This is a genomic window from Nostoc sp. DSM 114167, from assembly GCF_052692655.1.
In genome coordinates this window covers 6,432,444-6,449,384 of the sequence record NZ_CP195116.1, presented here as the reverse complement: position 1 = coordinate 6,449,384, position 16,941 = coordinate 6,432,444, and the positions used below count along the sequence as shown (strand labels likewise).

9 protein-coding genes and 1 CRISPR repeat array (1 of these 10 cut by a window edge) are annotated in these 16,941 nt (G+C 44.0%); all 9 genes read right to left on the bottom strand.

What is annotated here, in order from left to right; genetic code table 11:
• Positions 1 to 217: 217 nt before the first annotated feature.
• The 9 genes from NSTC731_RS27390 to NSTC731_RS27350 all read right to left on the bottom strand — a co-directional run bounded on the left by NSTC731_RS27390 (position 218) and on the right by NSTC731_RS27350 (position 15,282).
• Positions 218 to 3,250, bottom strand: a complete 3,033-nt coding sequence (locus tag NSTC731_RS27390) for a two-partner secretion domain-containing protein (RefSeq protein WP_445627707.1) — start codon at positions 3,248 to 3,250, stop codon at positions 218 to 220.
• Positions 3,251 to 3,412: 162 nt separating this feature from the next.
• On the bottom strand, positions 3,413 to 3,694 hold the full coding sequence (locus NSTC731_RS27385; RefSeq protein ID WP_445627706.1) for a hypothetical protein: 282 nt from the start codon (positions 3,692 to 3,694) through the stop codon (positions 3,413 to 3,415).
• A 193-nt stretch (positions 3,695 to 3,887) separates the two neighbouring features.
• A complete protein-coding gene (locus NSTC731_RS27380; RefSeq protein ID WP_445627705.1) occupies positions 3,888 to 6,476 on the bottom strand; it encodes a CHAT domain-containing protein in 2,589 nt (862 codons plus the stop codon).
• A 54-nt stretch (positions 6,477 to 6,530) separates the two neighbouring features.
• Positions 6,531 to 9,491: a two-partner secretion domain-containing protein gene (locus NSTC731_RS27375; protein WP_445627704.1), complete on the bottom strand. Its 2,961-nt coding sequence runs from the start codon at positions 9,489 to 9,491 to the stop codon at positions 6,531 to 6,533.
• Between the two features lie 139 nt (positions 9,492 to 9,630).
• Positions 9,631 to 11,013 carry an HlyD family secretion protein gene (locus NSTC731_RS27370; protein WP_445627703.1) on the bottom strand — a complete coding sequence of 461 codons (1,383 nt, stop codon included), beginning with the start codon at positions 11,011 to 11,013 and terminating at the stop codon, positions 9,631 to 9,633.
• A gap of 6 nt (positions 11,014 to 11,019) precedes the next feature.
• Positions 11,020 to 13,236 carry a peptidase domain-containing ABC transporter gene (locus NSTC731_RS27365; RefSeq protein WP_445627702.1) on the bottom strand — a complete coding sequence of 739 codons (2,217 nt, stop codon included), beginning with the start codon at positions 13,234 to 13,236 and terminating at the stop codon, positions 11,020 to 11,022.
• A gap of 281 nt (positions 13,237 to 13,517) precedes the next feature.
• Positions 13,518 to 13,928: a hypothetical protein gene (locus NSTC731_RS27360; protein ID WP_445627701.1), complete on the bottom strand. Its 411-nt coding sequence runs from the start codon at positions 13,926 to 13,928 to the stop codon at positions 13,518 to 13,520.
• A gap of 288 nt (positions 13,929 to 14,216) precedes the next feature.
• The gene (locus NSTC731_RS27355) at positions 14,217 to 14,975 is read right to left on the bottom strand and encodes a helix-turn-helix domain-containing protein (RefSeq protein ID WP_445627700.1); all 759 of its coding nucleotides are present in this window, start codon (positions 14,973 to 14,975) and stop codon (positions 14,217 to 14,219) included.
• An 88-nt stretch (positions 14,976 to 15,063) separates the two neighbouring features.
• A complete protein-coding gene (locus tag NSTC731_RS27350) occupies positions 15,064 to 15,282 on the bottom strand; it encodes a hypothetical protein (RefSeq protein WP_445627699.1) in 219 nt (72 codons plus the stop codon).
• A 104-nt stretch (positions 15,283 to 15,386) separates the two neighbouring features.
• Positions 15,387 to 16,941: a CRISPR direct-repeat array (repeat unit 37 nt; unit sequence GTTTCAGTCCCCTCGCGGGGTAATGGTCTGTGGAAAC) (it continues 516 nt past the right edge of the window).

Below are 16,941 nucleotides of genomic sequence, written 5' to 3'. Positions count from 1 at the left end.
CAATACAATCGAGTTGTAAGTTGATGCAATAACCTTGTAAGTCAATACAATCGAGTTGTAAGTTGATGTGATCGCATTGTTAGTCGATACAATGGCATTGCAGTTCGATGAAAAAAACGCAGATTAGAATCTGACTTTCTGAAATTACGAATTACGTTAGCGTAGCGGTAGCGAGTCCACGATAGCGAAGCGTTAGCGACGCAGGAGCGTCGCGTCATTACGAATTACGAATTGCTCTGCAAGATGTAGGCTTCAACCAAGGAGTACGAGGCGTATTGGTGGAAAGATTTGCTGTCAGCACGACTTCTCCTTTTTGGTTTAGCGCCAAACCAGTAGCTTCTACAATCGGTTCTGGTGCGGGGGTAGTTATTTTGCTGGGAACAAAGGAGCGATCGCCCTTTGGATTGAGACTCACCAAATCTACATGCACTGCATCAGTGTTAAGAGCTTCACCTGGATTAGGAGGCAAGCCGCCGCGTCCAGTGATTGTAAAACTGCTTTTAGCTAAATTTCCACCAGCTTGACAAGTCTGTGCTATTTGGGTATCAACTGGTATTGTTGGCAAGTTGATGTTGCCACTGTTAGGGTCAATATCCGGCGTGTTCAGTTCTACATTACCACTTAACTCAGAACTTGCTCCTCTTGCAGTGATGTCACTTGTTGTATCAGATTTTACGTCTCGGAACTGTATACCAAAGATACCTTGGGCATTGATTCGCACATTTCCGCCACGGAAGTTAGTAGAATCGGCTCTGATATCACTATTTTCAAAACCAATGAGGAAATCAGTGTTAATGTTGATGTTGCCGCCGATGACGTTTTCGCCTTTGGCGTTGGTGAAGATGTTGCTATTGCGACTCATTAACAAATCTCGTGAGTTAATGTTAATTGTCGCCTGCTCCCTATTAGGGTCAATAGCGCTTTGTGTGTTACTGCTAAGTAAGGCGTTGTTATCTAAACGGATGGAGCGAGAATTTAATGTCATGATACCTGCGGTTCCTGTTCCCAAACTCTCCACGGTCATTGCAGCTCCATCTCGCACTAATAAGGTATTAGTTTTAATAGTCAAATCACCTGCATCCCCTGTTGAGTTTTGCTGTGCAGAAGCAGCCAAACCACTGCGAAACTGACCATTGGCAGTACCAATGAGTTGCACATTTTGAGCATCAACGATTAAATTTCCTCCCTTGCCCACACCATATGTACTAGTATTCATCTGTGCCCCATCTTGCACTATTAAGGTATTAGTTTTAATAGTCAAATCTCCCGCATTCCCTGTTGAGTTTCGCTGTGCAAAAGCAAACAAGCCACTGGGAGACTGACCATTGGCAGTACCAATGAGTTGCACGTTTTGGGCATCAACGATTAAATTTCCCCCCTTACCCGCACCAGATGTACCAGCATTCACCACTGCCCCATCTTGCACTAGCAAGGTATTAGTTTTAATCGTTAAATCTCCCGCATTTCCTCTTGAGTTTGACCTTGCAGAAGTTCCTAAGTTACTGAAAAACCTATTGTCGATACTTGTACCAATAAGTTGCACGTCTTGGGCATCAATGGTTAAATTTCCACCCTTACCCACACCAGATGTACCAGCACTTATCTGTGCCCCATCTCGCACTAGCAAGGTATTAGTTTTAATCATCAAATCTCCCGCATCTCCTGTTAAGTTTGACCCTGCGGAAGTTCCTAAGTTACTGAAAAACCGATTGTTGATACTTGTACCAATGAGTTGCACGTCTTGGGCATTAATGGTTAAATTTCCACCCTTACCTGCACCATATGTACTAGCACTCACCTCTGCTCCATCTCGTACTAGCAAGGTATTAGTTTTAATCGTTAAATCTCCTGCATTCCCTGTTGAGTTTGGGTATGCAGAAGCACTCAAGATACTGCCAAACTGAGCATCAGCTGATTCATTAATTAGTTGCACATCTTGAGCATCAATGGTTAAGTTTCCACCCTTACCTGCACCAAAAGTACTAGTTTCCACCACTGCTCCATCTCGTACTAGCAAGGTATTAGTTTTAATAGTTAAATTTCCTGCATCTCCTGAGTTTGACTCTGCTGAAGTAAACAAGCCACTAGGAAACTGATCGGCACTTCCATTAATAATTTGCACATCTTGGGCATCAATGGTTAAGTTTCCACCCTTACCCGTTCCAAAAGTACCAGTACTCACCTGTGAGCCTCCCTTCACTTGTAATGTACTAGCACTAATATTGATATCACCTGCCTGTCCGTTTGCTTCTCGTCGCACCTGATTAACAATTTGACTCTCATTATCAAGACTAATTGCTCCAGTTGCATTTACCTCAATATTTCCTGCTTTGTTATTATCAAAACCTAGTCCACTTTCTATCCCTCCAACCAGGGAGCTCTCTCCTATTATCTTTAAATTCCGGGAATTAATTGCAATACTACCACCATTAACAGCAGTAGCTCTTACTATGGCGCCATTGCTCAGAAAAACATCATTTCTTTCTACACTATTGGGAAAACTCAAGCTCAGATTATTACCATCCTCATTCAACCCAACTGTTCCCGTACCTGCTAATCCGCCTAACTCGACTCGTCCACCAAAAGCAAACAATCCTCCACCATTTATATTGATATCGCCGCCTACCAACAGCAAACTCTTGCCATCTGGTACGCGCAAACCCGTTGCTATAAATTCAGAAGATGGATTTAAACCGGAGGGAGCAACTGAGTTATTTTGGATAGATGCAGTTTTGATTTGATTAAATAGTAAAGCAGAAGGATTGATTGTTAGCAGAGATGAAGAACTTTCGGGATTTGAAGCACTAAAAAAACCTTGATTGCCAAATGCGATCGCATTAGCTGTCGTCCCTACAAAAGAACCGCCAATATCCAGCCTCGCACCTTGACCAAAAATAATTCCGTTAGGATTAATCAAAAACAGATTGGCTGTGCCTTTTGTGCCAATTAACCCATCAATATTAGAGACTGATCCACCTGTTACCCGACTGATAATATTCTGAATATCCACTCCATTATTAAACAAAGCAGCGCCGTTAAGAGGAACAGAAAATTCCCGAAAGCTGTGGAACAAGTTGCCACCTGCTTGGGTTCCTCCTGAAATGATGCTGTTGTTTCCTTCTAATTTGACACTAGTAGGCAAAGTGCCATCCGGGATAATTTGGGCAAAAGCGCAATTTGGACTCCAAATGCTTGAACCACATATTGTAATTCCGATAAACCAGTCCCAACGAATACTTGTCTTGGACATTGCACCTCTCTAAGCAAACAGCAGTTGCTAAACTTTTGGTTATGTCACACCACTAATGTGGGTTTACAGTGATTGCAGTCACGTCTGGATAATTCTCAGTTGCGATCGCGTTAGTTTTACGCAAAGCTTGCTAATTTATTTACATAAGTTTATACACCAGAATTAATCAGCCGATGCGATCGCATTGTTAGTCGATACAATGGCGTTGTTAGGCGAAACAATGGCATTGTTAGCCAATACATTGGCATTGTTAGGCGAAACAATGGCATTGTCAGTCGATACAATCGCATTGTTAGCTAAAACAATGGCATTGTCAGTCGATACAATGGCATTGTTAGCTGAAACAATGGCATTGTCAGTCGATACAATGGCATTGTCAGCCAATACAATCGCATTGTAAGTTGATGCGATCGCATCTGCGTAAGTAAATACAGTATTTTGCATCTAAATGAAGTACATCTTTACCCCCCTTAATCCCCCCTTATAAAGGGGGGAAATAAGAAATCTTGTTCCCTCCCCAATACATACGGGGAGGGTTAGGGTGGGGTATTTTTGTACTTCATTAACTTGAATCTGCTGTAAACAAAAAGTTAACTCCAGCTCTAGTCTGAATCCCACGGCTTGAAGTGGTGATGGTTCAAAGCCAATTACCTAGCAGAACATAGGGGGCCCAAAACCTGGGACGTTTGTATCTGAGATTTTGCAAAAGAGCGAGCTGGGCGCGACGGAGTACTTCAGCTTTAGTCAGGTTTTTGTTGCCTAACTCTTGGTAAAATTGATTCATCAACACAGCAGTAGACTCATCATCTAAGTTCCATAAAGAAGCGATCGTACTGCGCGCTCCTGCCTGAAAAGCCACACCAGCAATTCCTAGTGCAGCTTGTTCGTCCCCGGCTGCTGTTTGACAGGCACTAAGAATAAGCAATTCAATCGCTTCGGGTCTATTTTGCTCTAGCGTTCGCACTAACTCATTTAACTTTTTCACATAAATACGCTCATTCCAAGCGACAATAAATGTCTCCTCAGCCTTGGAGCTAAACTGACCATGAGTTGCAAGATGAACGATAGGGAAAGATAAAGAATTAATCCGGTTTTGCAAAGCTTTGCTGGTAAATTCTTGATTCAGAAGAATAGTGCTAGGAACTTGAGAGCGGATTTCTTCTAATTCAAGTTTGACGTTCGGTAATGCAGAAAATCCCGAACTTGCTTCACTCAATCCTGCGGCTATTGCCTTTAATTCTTTCTCCAATGGTTTAGGTTCAATCAGTTGCAGACTGGGAGTAAGTGCAATGTTATACTTCTCAACTAAATACTGTTTGCCATCGTAGAGAGCTGCCATCGGAATATTTCGCAACCAACCATCCAGCACAAATACCAAAGTCGGAGTCTTAGTTTCAGCTAAGGCAGCTTCAGCAGGTTGAATCAGCCATTTGTAAATCTTCTGGGATAAAGATTGAACTTGTCGGAGCGTATGTGGTTTGGGTAGATTTTCCTGTAGTTGCGCTAAAGTAGTTTCCACTTCTTTTTCAACTACAGGGGTAGTGTAATGCAACCAACGCTGTTGAGGCAACTGGATGATGACCTCTAGTCGGTCTGGCAAAATAAATGGATAAATAATTGCTGCCGTTGGATCTTTTTTTGGATTACGGATTTGAGCATTCAAACAGTTGTTGCGAAAGAAGTTTTCTAGTTCTGCTATTTGGAGTGATTCGATTGTATTGCTGGCTTTGGCAAGATTTTCTGAGCTAACTTGGGAGTTACCCGGAGATTGCAAAAGTAAATCAACTAATTGTCGATAAACTGGTTCAACTTCTTCTCGAAAGGAAAATTTCACCGCAGAATTGACAGCAACTAAATCACTGCGGAGGGCTTGGAGATTATTAACTGCTTCTGTGTAAGCTGCTACTGCTCCTTTTGTATCTCCCTTAGTTTTAAGCAAACGTCCTAGTTGCCATTGCCATTGATAGCCAATGTCTTTAGCATCGATATCTTGAGCGATGAACAAGGCTTGTTGAGTGAGGTTTTGGGCATCAGACAACTGTTGAGTTTGTTCGTACACTTGCCCTAAAACACCAAGAGCATAGGATTCTGTGCGTTTATCTTGCAAACTTTTTGCTTGCTCAATCGCAGTTGCTAGTAATTGGGCAATGTCCAACCATGAGGGAGTGTCTGCGATGGTTTTTTTTCGGAATTGCATTAGACTTTGGCCAAAGTTAATGCGGGCAGAAATCGCTGTTCGACTAAGGGGTAAGTCGTGAAGCTGAGTTTTAATTTGCGAGGATAATGTTTGGAAAGCTGACAATTGCTCAGTTTTCAGCAATAGTCTTAGTTGATTAGCTTGAGCTTGGATGCGTGTAGTGGGTGAGGTTGTAGTTTTGATAGTTTGTTGATAATATTTTAAAGCTGTTTGCGTGTCTTGCTGAACACGGGCTGTATTACCCAGACTGAGGAGAATATCAGCGATCGCTTCTCGATCTGGCAACGATGAAGCTATTTCTAAACTTTGCTGCAATATCTGCCGAGATGTTTCTAAATCACCTGTGACTTGCACGACATTGCCAAGACTATGCAAAGCTGCAACTTTAACAGGTGAGTTGGGTTGACTTTGGAGAATCTGGGTACTTTCCCTTAATGTCTTCTCGGCTTGCCGATAAAATCCTAAAGCTTGCAAAGCTTGCGCTTGGTTAATCCGATTTTGAAGAACCGCCCTTTTGTTGCCGATTTTGGTATAGATGTCAAGTGATATTCGCCAAGTATCCAAGGCATCTTCAGCTTTGCTTTGAGCCAATTGCAGGCGACCTTTGATATCTAGGACTTGGGCTAGAATTTGCGATCGCTGTTTGGTATCTATATTTTTAGCAGCTTGTAATAAGTTGAGACTTTGAGCGATCGCAGTTTCTGCCTCTGACCACTGTCCCAATTGCTGATAAGCTAATGAGAGATTACCCAGTGCGATCGCAAGCCTTAGTTCATCTTCATTAGCCTTGAATGCAGAGATAGCCTGTTGCCAAGAAGTAGCAGCTTCAGCAAACCGTTCAGCTTCATAAAATTTACTGCCCTGTTCCAGCAAGTTTTGGGCATAAGACAACTTTTGAAGACTAGAGTTTTCCGGAGTTACATGTGCGAAAGTAGGGGGCAATAACCCCGCGCCTAAAAACATAGCCAAAAGCAGCAGTACACTTAAAAGGCGTTTGATTTTCCGTAATCTAGACTTTTTTCTTGCCATGTTTTTGCCCCCATTCACACCGCGTTTTTACTAAAAATAGACAGTGTAAGTTGCTCAACCTCCCTGTTGTTGATTAAACACACGGCAATCGGCTGTCCTCTGCCAGGAAGAATGAGGTGTGACGGTGGGTGCACTAGTGAGAATTACATCGCCATTAGCAGCAATTACCCAACCAGTAGCTTCTACTATGCGAGATGGTGTTGGGTTAATGGGATTTGTGGAAACTGCTGGAGTATTACCTACTTTTGGGTTGAGAGTCACCAAATCTACCTGCACTGCGTCAGCGCTGAGGGCTTCACCCGGATTAGGTGGTAAGCCACCGCGTCCAGTGATTGTAAAACTGCTCTTAGCTACAATGCTGCCTGCGGTACAAGTCTGTGCTACTTGGGTATCAACTGGTACTGTTGGCAGGTTGACTAAGCTACTGCTGGGGTCGATATCAGGTGTGTTAAGTTCTACAGTGCCGTTAATTCCAAACTGGGAACTAGCAGTGATATCGCTTGTTTGTGGGTTTTCTTTGTCTCGAAATTGAGTGCCGTAAACACCAAAAGCGCTAATTTGAACGTTCCCTCCCCTGCCTATGAAAGCATTAGCAGTAATATCACTATTTTCATTGGGGACGGCAATAATGAAGCCATGAGGAGCATTGATAATGATGTTTCCACCATCTCCACCCTGGTCTTCAATGCCTGCGGTTGTAGAAATTCTACTGCCACGGCGAATTAATAATAAATCTAGATTTTCCCGATGATTTTCTAAGGTAATATTGCCACCTTTACCAGAGGCAGTTTCTGCTGCGATCGCAGCTCCGTTGTCCAACCAGATAGAGTGTGCTGCAACTTTTATACTGCCTGCCGCATTATTATTCCCTTGACTAATGGTAGCAACTTTAGCACCATTGCTGACAAAAAGCGATCTGGTAGAGATGTCTATATAACCACCATTACCTATGGCTTTCTTCTCTGCTGTGCTGAAGACTCCACTAGAAAATCTGTTCCTATCCACCCCATCTAAGACGATATCGCCGGCAGTGATGAACACGTTTCCTGCATCCCCCCGTCCAAGAGTACTGGTACTTATGACAGCACCATTGGTGACAGAAAGCGAATCTGCTGTAAGGTTTACACTGCCCCCCTGACCCACATATTCTGTTTCCATCTGGCTATATACACCACTGGGTAAGAAATACGGTTGCACTTCATTCAAATATGAGCCTACTCCATCCAAGACAATATTGCGGGCGTTAATGAACACGTTTCCCGCACTTCCCTGCCCCAAGGTACTGGTACTTAGAGAAGCGCCATTGCTTACTCTTAGCGACTCTGCTGTAATATTTACACTGCCCCCCTGACCCACGCCAATATCTCTGACAGCGCTCGTAGCAGCACTGGATTGTCTGATTTTTTTATTTCTATCGAATCTACCCATCCCGTCAAAGACAATATCGCGGGCATTGATGAACACGTTTCCTGCATTCCCCCGTCCAAGAGTACTGGTAGTTATTACACTACCATTGGTGACAGAAAGTGAATCTGTTGTGATATTGATATTACCTCCCTGACCCATACCTTGGTGGTACTCAGGTACATATGCAGTATCAACTCGGCTGTATATACCACTACTTTCTAATTGGCTACTTTCCCCATCAATGACAATATCACGGGCATGAATATTTACAGCACCCGCATTTCCCTCTCCAAGGCTACTGACATCTAGTTGAGCACCATTGGTTAATCTTAATGACCTTGTTTGGAGATTGACATTACCCCCCTGACCGATGCCAGACGATTCCACTTTGCTAGATGCACCACTGTGCAAGCTACGAGATTTTTCGCTTTCTCCATCAAAGGAGGCTGTATCACGAACATTAATATTCACGCTACCTGCATCTCCTTGCCCGTAAGTGCCAGCATACAGTTGAGCGCCACTGCTAACAGACAGCGACCCCGCCGATATTTGGACATCACCTCCCTTGCCTTTTGCGCCAACTCCCACCCGATTAGAAATAACACTGTCAGCATCAGCAATGGTGAATGCTTCTGTGGCATTAATTACGATATCTCCGGCTTTTACGTCAGATCCCCCTAGCCCTCGTGCTATTCCTGCCAACAGTTGACTTCCTCGCAAAATCTTTAAGTTTCTGGCGTTGATGGCGATACTCCCGCCACTGGCTGCACGTACACTCACATTAGCGCCATTGGTAAGGTACACATTTGCTCGTAATCCACTATCAGGAAAACTCAAACTCAAATTGTTGCCATTGACATCAATTCCCACAGTTCCAGGTTCTGCCAATCCTCCCAACTCAACTCGACCACCAAAAGCAAACAATCCGCCACCATTCATGCTAATGTTGTCACCTACAAGCAGCAAACTTTTACCATCCGGAACACGTAGACCTTTAGGAGTAAAATTTTTTGACGGGTCTAATTCTGCCCCTTGTGCTTGTGAGTTATTTTGAATCGGCGCTGCTGTAATTTGATTAAATAACAAAGCGGAAGGATCGACACTCAGCAAAGGTGAAGGCGCTTCTGGATTAATAGCACTGAAAAAACCTAAATTGCCAAATCTAATCCCATTGGCTGTAGTCGCTACAAACGAACCGCCAATATTTAATTGAGCATTCTGACCAAATATAATCCCATTAGGATTAATTAGAAACAGGTTAGCTGTACCATTAGCGCGAATTATCCCATCAATATTAGAACGTGACCCACCCGTTACCCGACTGATAATATTTTGAATATCCGCAGCATTATTAAAAAAAGCAGTGCCGCCAGTGGGGACAGAAAACTGCCCAAAACTGTGGAATAAGTTCTTTCCAGCTTGGGTTCCTCCTTCGATGGTACTGATGTTGTCTTGTGTTGTAACACGAGAATTATTGGGTAGAGTCCTATCAGGGGTAATTTGGGCAAAAGCGCAATTAGAAGAGAAAGCGAATGCGATCGCACTACCCATCACCAACCAACTTCCCAGCACTAATTTCCACTGCCAATGCTGCCTGCATTGCGTCATTCTAAACATTGCAACCCTTCAATAACCAGCAAGTAAACTACACCCTCTTATAAGGATAGATAGAAAACTCACGATAGGATTGCGAGAAATAATTACGAATAGTTACAATGCGATGCCTGCGGCGGGCTACGCCAACGCATTACAAGTCTGCAATCAACCTTGCCTTCCTTAAAAAGAATTGCAACACAGTCTCTTCTCTAGAAATAATATCAACTGTACCCTCCATTCCCAATTGAATAGCACATTGATGTTTTTGCTTACCTAGAGAAAGACTTTCTGGCTCAATTATTACCTCATAGTACGCACCAACAGCAGCCATCTTCTGGCTGGCTGATGTTGTGTCGGTGGCATTAGCAGCATTCCCTTGAGGTGCGATTGCATCCGGGGAAATCGTCTTAACCTGGCCTTTGAGAGTACCATAATCTGGATAAGGACAAGCAGAAACCCGCATTTGTACCTTTTGGCCTTGTTTCAACTTATTTTTATCCTGAAGTGCGATCGCTGCCTTAATCTCCAAGGGAACATCACCGGGGACAATTTGGGCAATCTCCTGTCCAGCAGGCACTGTTTGACCGGAGTTTCGCAGGTTTAATTTAGAAATAATTCCATCTGCTGTGGCAGTAATTCTAGTCTGGCTGAGGTCAATATTTACCTGTTGGAGTTCGCGGGTGTCACTCTCTAGCTGTTTTTGGATTTCTATTCGTTGCTGGATTAAAGCTTGGCGTTCTTTATCTAAAGTAGCAATGCTGGCTTTCCCTGTAGCTTTTTCTTGGGCAATGCGATTATAAGCGATCGCTACTTGTGCATTACTGGGATTGAGGGCAGTTTGGACATTTTGCAATTTGGCTTTAGCTGCTAAGAGTGCTTGTTCTTGCTGGCGAACAGCTAGTTGTGCTTCCTCAAATTGATCTTGAGACAAAGCTCCGGCTTTGGCTACAGTCTCATAACGATTTCGCTTTGACTGGGCAGCTTTTAGACCAGCATCGGCAGCTTTGACATTGGCATCCGCTTCTTGGACATCAGTAGCGGTAGTAATCAGTTTATCTTGATAGTTCCGGCTGCGATCGCTTAATTCAGATTCAGCACCAGCTATAACCCGGTTGACACGCTCAGTTTCAGCTAAAACCTGGCTATTAATGGCGTTAATCTGGGCATTCATTTGAAACAGTTGTAAACGACTTTGCCCAATGTTACTTTGCAGTTGGCTCTTTTTGGTTTGTAGCTTCGAGTTGTCAATAGTAGCAATCACATCCCCTTTTTTGACAACTTGATTTTCTGTAACAAAGACCCGCGTCACCTGACCTTCGGTAGCAGCTTGCACGAGCCGCAATTCACCAGCAGGGCGGACAACAGCTTGTCCTTTAACTGTCACTTTATATTTGATAACAGAGGTGAGCGGAACAGCTAGCCCCACAGCACAGACAAAAACTAGTCCGCCCCAAGTAGTCCAACGACCAAGTGGCGGGAGAAACTCGTTGTCTTGAATTGGGGGCAAATAGTCTGAGTTGGAATGGCTAATCATGTGGTTTTAGTTAATGATTGTGCTGAATTTACCGTTAGAGTTAGAGGGTTTACGCACTAAACCATTTGTAAATGGGTCAACACCGTCCAAAAAGTCTAAGTGTTCGCCAGCTTGATGGCGTAGAGATTCTGGAGTGCCTTGGATTTTCAAACGTCCTTCTTCAAGAAGTACAATCCAATCAGCCCGCCCAATGACTTTGGGGCGATGGCTAATCATAATCGTGGTTTTGCCCTGTCGATGAGACAGCAGTCTATCTAGCAGTTTGGCTTCACTCACTGGGTCGAGAGCGCCAGTGGATTCATCTAAAATTAATATCGGCGGGTCAGTAACTATAGCTCTAGCGATCGCTAATCTCTGTCGTTGTCCACCAGAAAGATTCGCGCCAAATTCGCCTAAAACAGTTTGATATTTATCGGGCAGTTTACTAATAAACTCGTCTGCACCAGCAATCTCGCAAGCTTGCACAATTTGTTCAAAGCTTATTTGAGGATAGCTGAAGCGGAAATTTTCAATAATTGAGCGACTCCAGAAGTGAGGTTCTTGAGGTACTAGCACCACCTGTTGCCGCAGACATTCCATTGAGAGGTCTTGCTGATTATAAATGCCATAGCGGATATTGCCAGATTGCAGGAAATACAAACCAGCAAGCAGTTTGGCGAGGGTGCTTTTACCACAACCGGATTTACCAATCAGCCCAATGACTTGACCGCCAGGGATAATTAGCGAAAAATCTTGCAGCAAGTCAACTCTACCTGCGTGGTGGAAATTAAGGTTAGTGCAAGTAATACCTATATTGCCCTTCAGTTGTGCCCAAGGCTTTTTCTCGTCTTTGTCGTCTTCTGGGGTAGCATCAATCACCTCCGTCAGGCGTTGGATGACAATCTGGGCAGTGATAAACTCATCAACTAAGCCGATAACTGAACCCAAAAAGCCGAGAAAGTTGCCACTCATCCCAGTAAACGCTAGCAGCTGACCGATGCTCAAAGTGCGATTAATCACTAAGTATGAGCCTAACCATAGTAAGGCAATATTCGTGCAAGTAGAAAAAATATTAGTGATTGTGCCACTGTAAAGCCCTAGCTTCATCGTACTCCAGCCCAAGTTAGCAAGCCGACCATAATTTGCCTGATACTCTTGCCAAGCTTGGGGAGTTGCTTGGGTAGTTTTTAGCACCTGGACACCGCGAAAAGTTTCAACGAGAAAGCCTTGGTTTTCTGTACCCAAGACGATCGCATTGCGAGTTTTCTGGCGCAAAGCTGGGAGAAAAAGCAGATTGACGAGGGTGACAATCACAAAGGCAGCAAGAGTTGCCAAAGTCAGCCCCCAACTGTAAAAGAGCATGAAGCCCAAGGAAACTAAGGCGATAAAAAATTGGCTGGGTAAACCGAGGACAATTTGGGAAACTAGCTCATTTATGTGATCTACATCGGCAATCCGACTGACTACTTCCCCACTGCGCCGTCCTTCAAAGTACGAGAGGGGCAAACGCAACAGTTGTCGCCCGTATTCTAGAATCAGTCCTAATTGCAGTCGTTGACCAAAGTGACCAATTAGGTGAGATTGTACCAAACCGATCGCACTGCTAAATAGACTCATAGCGATCGCTCCCATTGCCACTACGGTTAGCAGTTGGGTATCTCCCCGCACGAGTACGTCATCGGTGAGCAATTGCATTATTAAGGGAGAGACAAGGGAAAGTAGTCCGATGACGATGTTAATTGCGATCGCTTGAATCAGAATAGCGCGATAGGGTAAAACCCGCATCAGATAACGCCCAAAGCTGCCTATTTTATCATCTGATTGCTGGTAAAAGCGGCTGTCGTCTGGCGTTAGCAGCAGCATGATGCCATTGCCCCACCCTTCGAGCAACTCCTCGCGGGTAAGGTAACGGATACCTACACCAGGGTCAGCGATTACGTATTTTTTACCTTTTTGCCCGTATAAAACGACCCAGTGGTAGCCTTTCCAATGAATGATGGCGGGTAAAGGGGCTTTATGCAATTGGTCAAGCAGTTGTACCGAGGCTTTGACTTGACGCGTATTAAATCCTAGAGTTTCTGCACCCCGTCTCAAACCCAGCAGGCTGGTTCCCCGCGATCCTGTACCAACTACTTCCCGCATTCGACTAATGGCAAAGGTGCGTCCATAGTGTTTGGCAACAGTGGCTAGGCACGCAGCACCACAGTCTTCTTCGCTATGTTGTAGAACAATCTGGTATTTCATCTTTAAGATTTATGCAGCAGAGAAAGATCGGTCAGGGCTTTCGCCCTGACCGGATCTGGTTTTCAGTGTATTAAAAATTGTGTTGCAAAAATTTCAAAAGCCCTATATGTAATCAAATTACAAATTGTAGTATTACTACAAATGGTGTTGAAAAACTTTTTTGCAATACAACCTGACCGTCTGACCCAACTCAAAAATGAGTAATAGAAATGATTGGTCTAACTAAATTCCTCAATGCAAAAGTCGGACAAAACTCAAGGCGAAAAACTAAAACCATCCTGCTAATAAGTGATCGGACCTGATACGAATGTAGGTAAATTTGGCCCCTCAATGTAAAAGTTGAGCTTGAAGCGGGTTCCATCGCGTACGTCCTTTGCAACAGTGATGAGCTTTCCTGCGGAGTTTGGAGAAATACTCCTTACGAAACTACTTACCTTACCGCCATCGGCACGCACGGCTTCAACTTTTATGGTTCTAGAGATATTCTGATTTAATCGAATTGAAATGTCATTGAATCGACTAGTGGTGGTATATACCCTTGGGAATGTCTTTGATCCGAAGTTAGGAATTGTGCCAGAGAAGGTTCCTACTCCTGTTGCTCCTCCTGTTAGAGAAGCAGAATTGTCATCTGAAATTTCTTCCAACACAGAGTTTAATTCAGTTAAGAGTTGTTCCTGTTGATTGCCTTTCATCTTTTTTCTCCTAATTAAGTGTGAATTGTTCTGCAATAATTTCTCAAGCAAATAGTGCAAAGCACTTAATATCAACCTTTTACAAGCTACCTCTTGTAAAAGTAACCTTGTATTAATAGGAATCTGGTTTGATTACTGAAAGCTTTTCAAAATATGAGCATTGTTGGATAAAGCTCTTAGTCTTAGTCGGCTTTCAAGAACCAATTTGCGTTCCTATATTTAGTAGTGTAGGAAATATAAATTTTAGAGACAATGCACATTTTGTTGTTAAAACTATTCATTATGTTGCTAGTGATTGACACTAACATTAGAACGCTGAGTATTACGCCAAGCTTGAGGTGTAGTCCCATGAAACTGGCGAAATTGACGAAAGAAATATCCTTCATACTGATAGCCGATTGCACAAGCAATCTGATTAACTGGCTGGTTGGTTTCCAGAAGCAAGGCACGCGCAGCTAACATACGACGTTCAAAGATCCAATCATTTACTGTTTTTCCCGTTTTGCGTCGCACTAGATTGGTTAAATAAGCTGCGGAATAACCAACTGCAACAGCTACGTCACTTAAACCAATCGATTGATGATAATTAGCTTCGATATAATCAAAAACTTTCTTTAGTTGAGGGCAAGTAGGAAAGAGCCTTTGTGGTTCTGATATCCACTGCTTTGAGGTAACGTGTTTTTCTAGTCGAGGAGCGATCGCTTCCAATAATTGTTCTGTGGAATCTAAAGTTGCCTGAAGCAAAGAAAAAAACTTTTCTAATTCTGTCTGTGTCTGCCGATCGGAAGCTTGATCGCGACAAAATTGCTCTTTAGCAGTTGTTAATTCAGCTAAAAGCTTTTGCACTTTTGACTCTAACGCTCTGTTGGTTCTCTGTAAGGCTAAGAAACGCTGCTGGTGTAAGCGTACCCCTACGGGGAAACAAGCTACGCGTAGCGTCTCCAAGAGTTGCTCGTCGCAGACATCACTCATATCACGATCCCAGATATGCGGCAGTGTGACTTGAAGAAAATTGCCTTGTTCTAAAATCCCGTTGCTAGAAACCATACTTCCACAAAATTTATTATTTTGAGTTGCTAGCTATTACTCAGAGAGTTATGTCTGTGTTTTACGCAAGGCATTAGTTTTTGTAAAATTACTTCATAAAACTAATGGCAAAGGTTGCCAGTCTTGTGCGGTTAACTGCTCGAAGGACAAATCTAACACGACTGGCGCGACCCCTCAAAACCTCGTAATTCTGAAGATGATGTAATTGTGGATGGTTGGCGGCGACGTGCCGATGGAACTTTTGAGAAAGTTGAAGATACAGAGGCAAAGCAATGTTGGAAGTTTTCAATAGTGGAACCGTACTCAAGAGAGATCCGTGAGTTTTTGCTAACCCAAAAGTGGAATTTTTCAGGGTGATTGAGCCGCACTGTCAAATGACGGTTCAAACGGTTGCAGAACACGATGTATTGCGTTTCAGTCCCCTCGCGGGGTAATGGTCTGTGGAAACTCACCAGTATTTTTCCAATTTCGAGCATTCAAAAAGTTTCAGTCCCCTCGCGGGGTAATGGTCTGTGGAAACATGGAGATGGCATCTGGAAACAACTTGATTGGCTGGTTTCAGTCCCCTCGCGGGGTAATGGTCTGTGGAAACTTCTCTTAGGTCTATGATCTGGATTAGACTCAGATTTCGGGTTTCAGTCCCCTCGCGGGGTAATGGTCTGTGGAAACTTAAGTATTCCTCATCCTAAAGAACAACGATATACGTTTCAGTCCCCTCGCGGGGTAATGGTCTGTGGAAACGACTTCATAAGGATTTGTACAACGCCTGTCTTTACGTTTCAGTCCCCTCGCGGGGTAATGGTCTGTGGAAACCGCTGATGGTGGACTTGAAGCGGCCGCGCTGCTGGTTTCAGTCCCCTCGCGGGGTAATGGTCTGTGGAAACGGTTTAATTTCCCTACACCCCACACCCTATTCACCTGTTTCAGTCCCCTCGCGGGGTAATGGTCTGTGGAAACGGTAGAGCCGCTACCGCTGGATTAAACACTGGAGAGTTTCAGTCCCCTCGCGGGGTAATGGTCTGTGGAAACTCAAGTCCGTTAAGTCAGGATGAAATAGCTAATAATGTTTCAGTCCCCTCGCGGGGTAATGGTCTGTGGAAACCCTCCAGATTCAAAACAGTAAGCAGTATTGGGAAGTTTCAGTCCCCTCGCGGGGTAATGGTCTGTGGAAACCCAATCTTTGGGCTATTTGTGAAACAGTATATTGTTTGTTTCAGTCCCCTCGCGGGGTAATGGTCTGTGGAAACAATGAGTAATGAGTAAGACTTAGCGATTGTTTTGATGTTTCAGTCCCCTCGCGGGGTAATGGTCTGTGGAAACTGCAATCTATGCCCTCTATTATAGTTCTTCTTGCTGGTTTCAGTCCCCTCGCGGGGTAATGGTCTGTGGAAACTCAACAAGACTTTGGTGCTGATTTAGACGTAACCCAAAGGTTTCAGTCCCCTCGCGGGGTAATGGTCTGTGGAAACCCAACGAAATTGTAGTTACTCAAGAGATTGAGTAGTTTCAGTCCCCTCGCGGGGTAATGGTCTGTGGAAACTGAGTTCATTGAATTTAAGGGAGTCAAGCTTCCTGACGTTTCAGTCCCCTCGCGGGGTAATGGTCTGTGGAAACCTTTAGGAATAGTTATGAAAGCCTTAGAAATCAAGTTTCAGTCCCCTCGCGGGGTAATGGTCTGTGGAAACCTGCTGGGCTTGAAAACTGCTGCCCCAGATTCGAGTTTCAGTCCCCTCGCGGGGTAATGGTCTGTGGAAACCTGGGCCACTTTAAAAGAACAATCTCGCAATTCAAGGTTTCAGTCCCCTCGCGGGGTAATGGTCTGTGGAAACTTTGCCGATTATTTCGTTCGAGGCGATTATAACAATGTTTCAGTCCCCTCGCGGGGTAATGGTCTGTGGAAACCTTCCAGATTCAAAACAGTAAGCAGTATTGGGAAGTTTCAGTCCCCTCGCGGGGTAATGGTCTG

Bases quoted from the DNA above. Each gene is read 5' to 3' on its own strand.
- NSTC731_RS27365 (WP_445627702.1), bottom strand. From the start codon at position 13,236: ATGAAATACCAGATTGTTCTACAACATAGCGAAGAAGACTGTGGTGCT.
- NSTC731_RS27375 (WP_445627704.1), bottom strand. From the start codon at position 9,491: ATGACGCAATGCAGGCAGCATTGGCAGTGGAAATTAGTGCTGGGAAGT.
- NSTC731_RS27355 (WP_445627700.1), bottom strand. From the start codon at position 14,975: ATGGTTTCTAGCAACGGGATTTTAGAACAAGGCAATTTTCTTCAAGTC.
- NSTC731_RS27370 (WP_445627703.1), bottom strand. From the start codon at position 11,013: ATGATTAGCCATTCCAACTCAGACTATTTGCCCCCAATTCAAGACAAC.
- NSTC731_RS27390 (WP_445627707.1), bottom strand. From the start codon at position 3,250: ATGTCCAAGACAAGTATTCGTTGGGACTGGTTTATCGGAATTACAATA.
- NSTC731_RS27380 (WP_445627705.1), bottom strand. From the start codon at position 6,476: ATGGCAAGAAAAAAGTCTAGATTACGGAAAATCAAACGCCTTTTAAGT.
- NSTC731_RS27385 (WP_445627706.1), bottom strand. From the start codon at position 3,694: ATGCAAAATACTGTATTTACTTACGCAGATGCGATCGCATCAACTTAC.
- NSTC731_RS27360 (WP_445627701.1), bottom strand. From the start codon at position 13,928: ATGAAAGGCAATCAACAGGAACAACTCTTAACTGAATTAAACTCTGTG.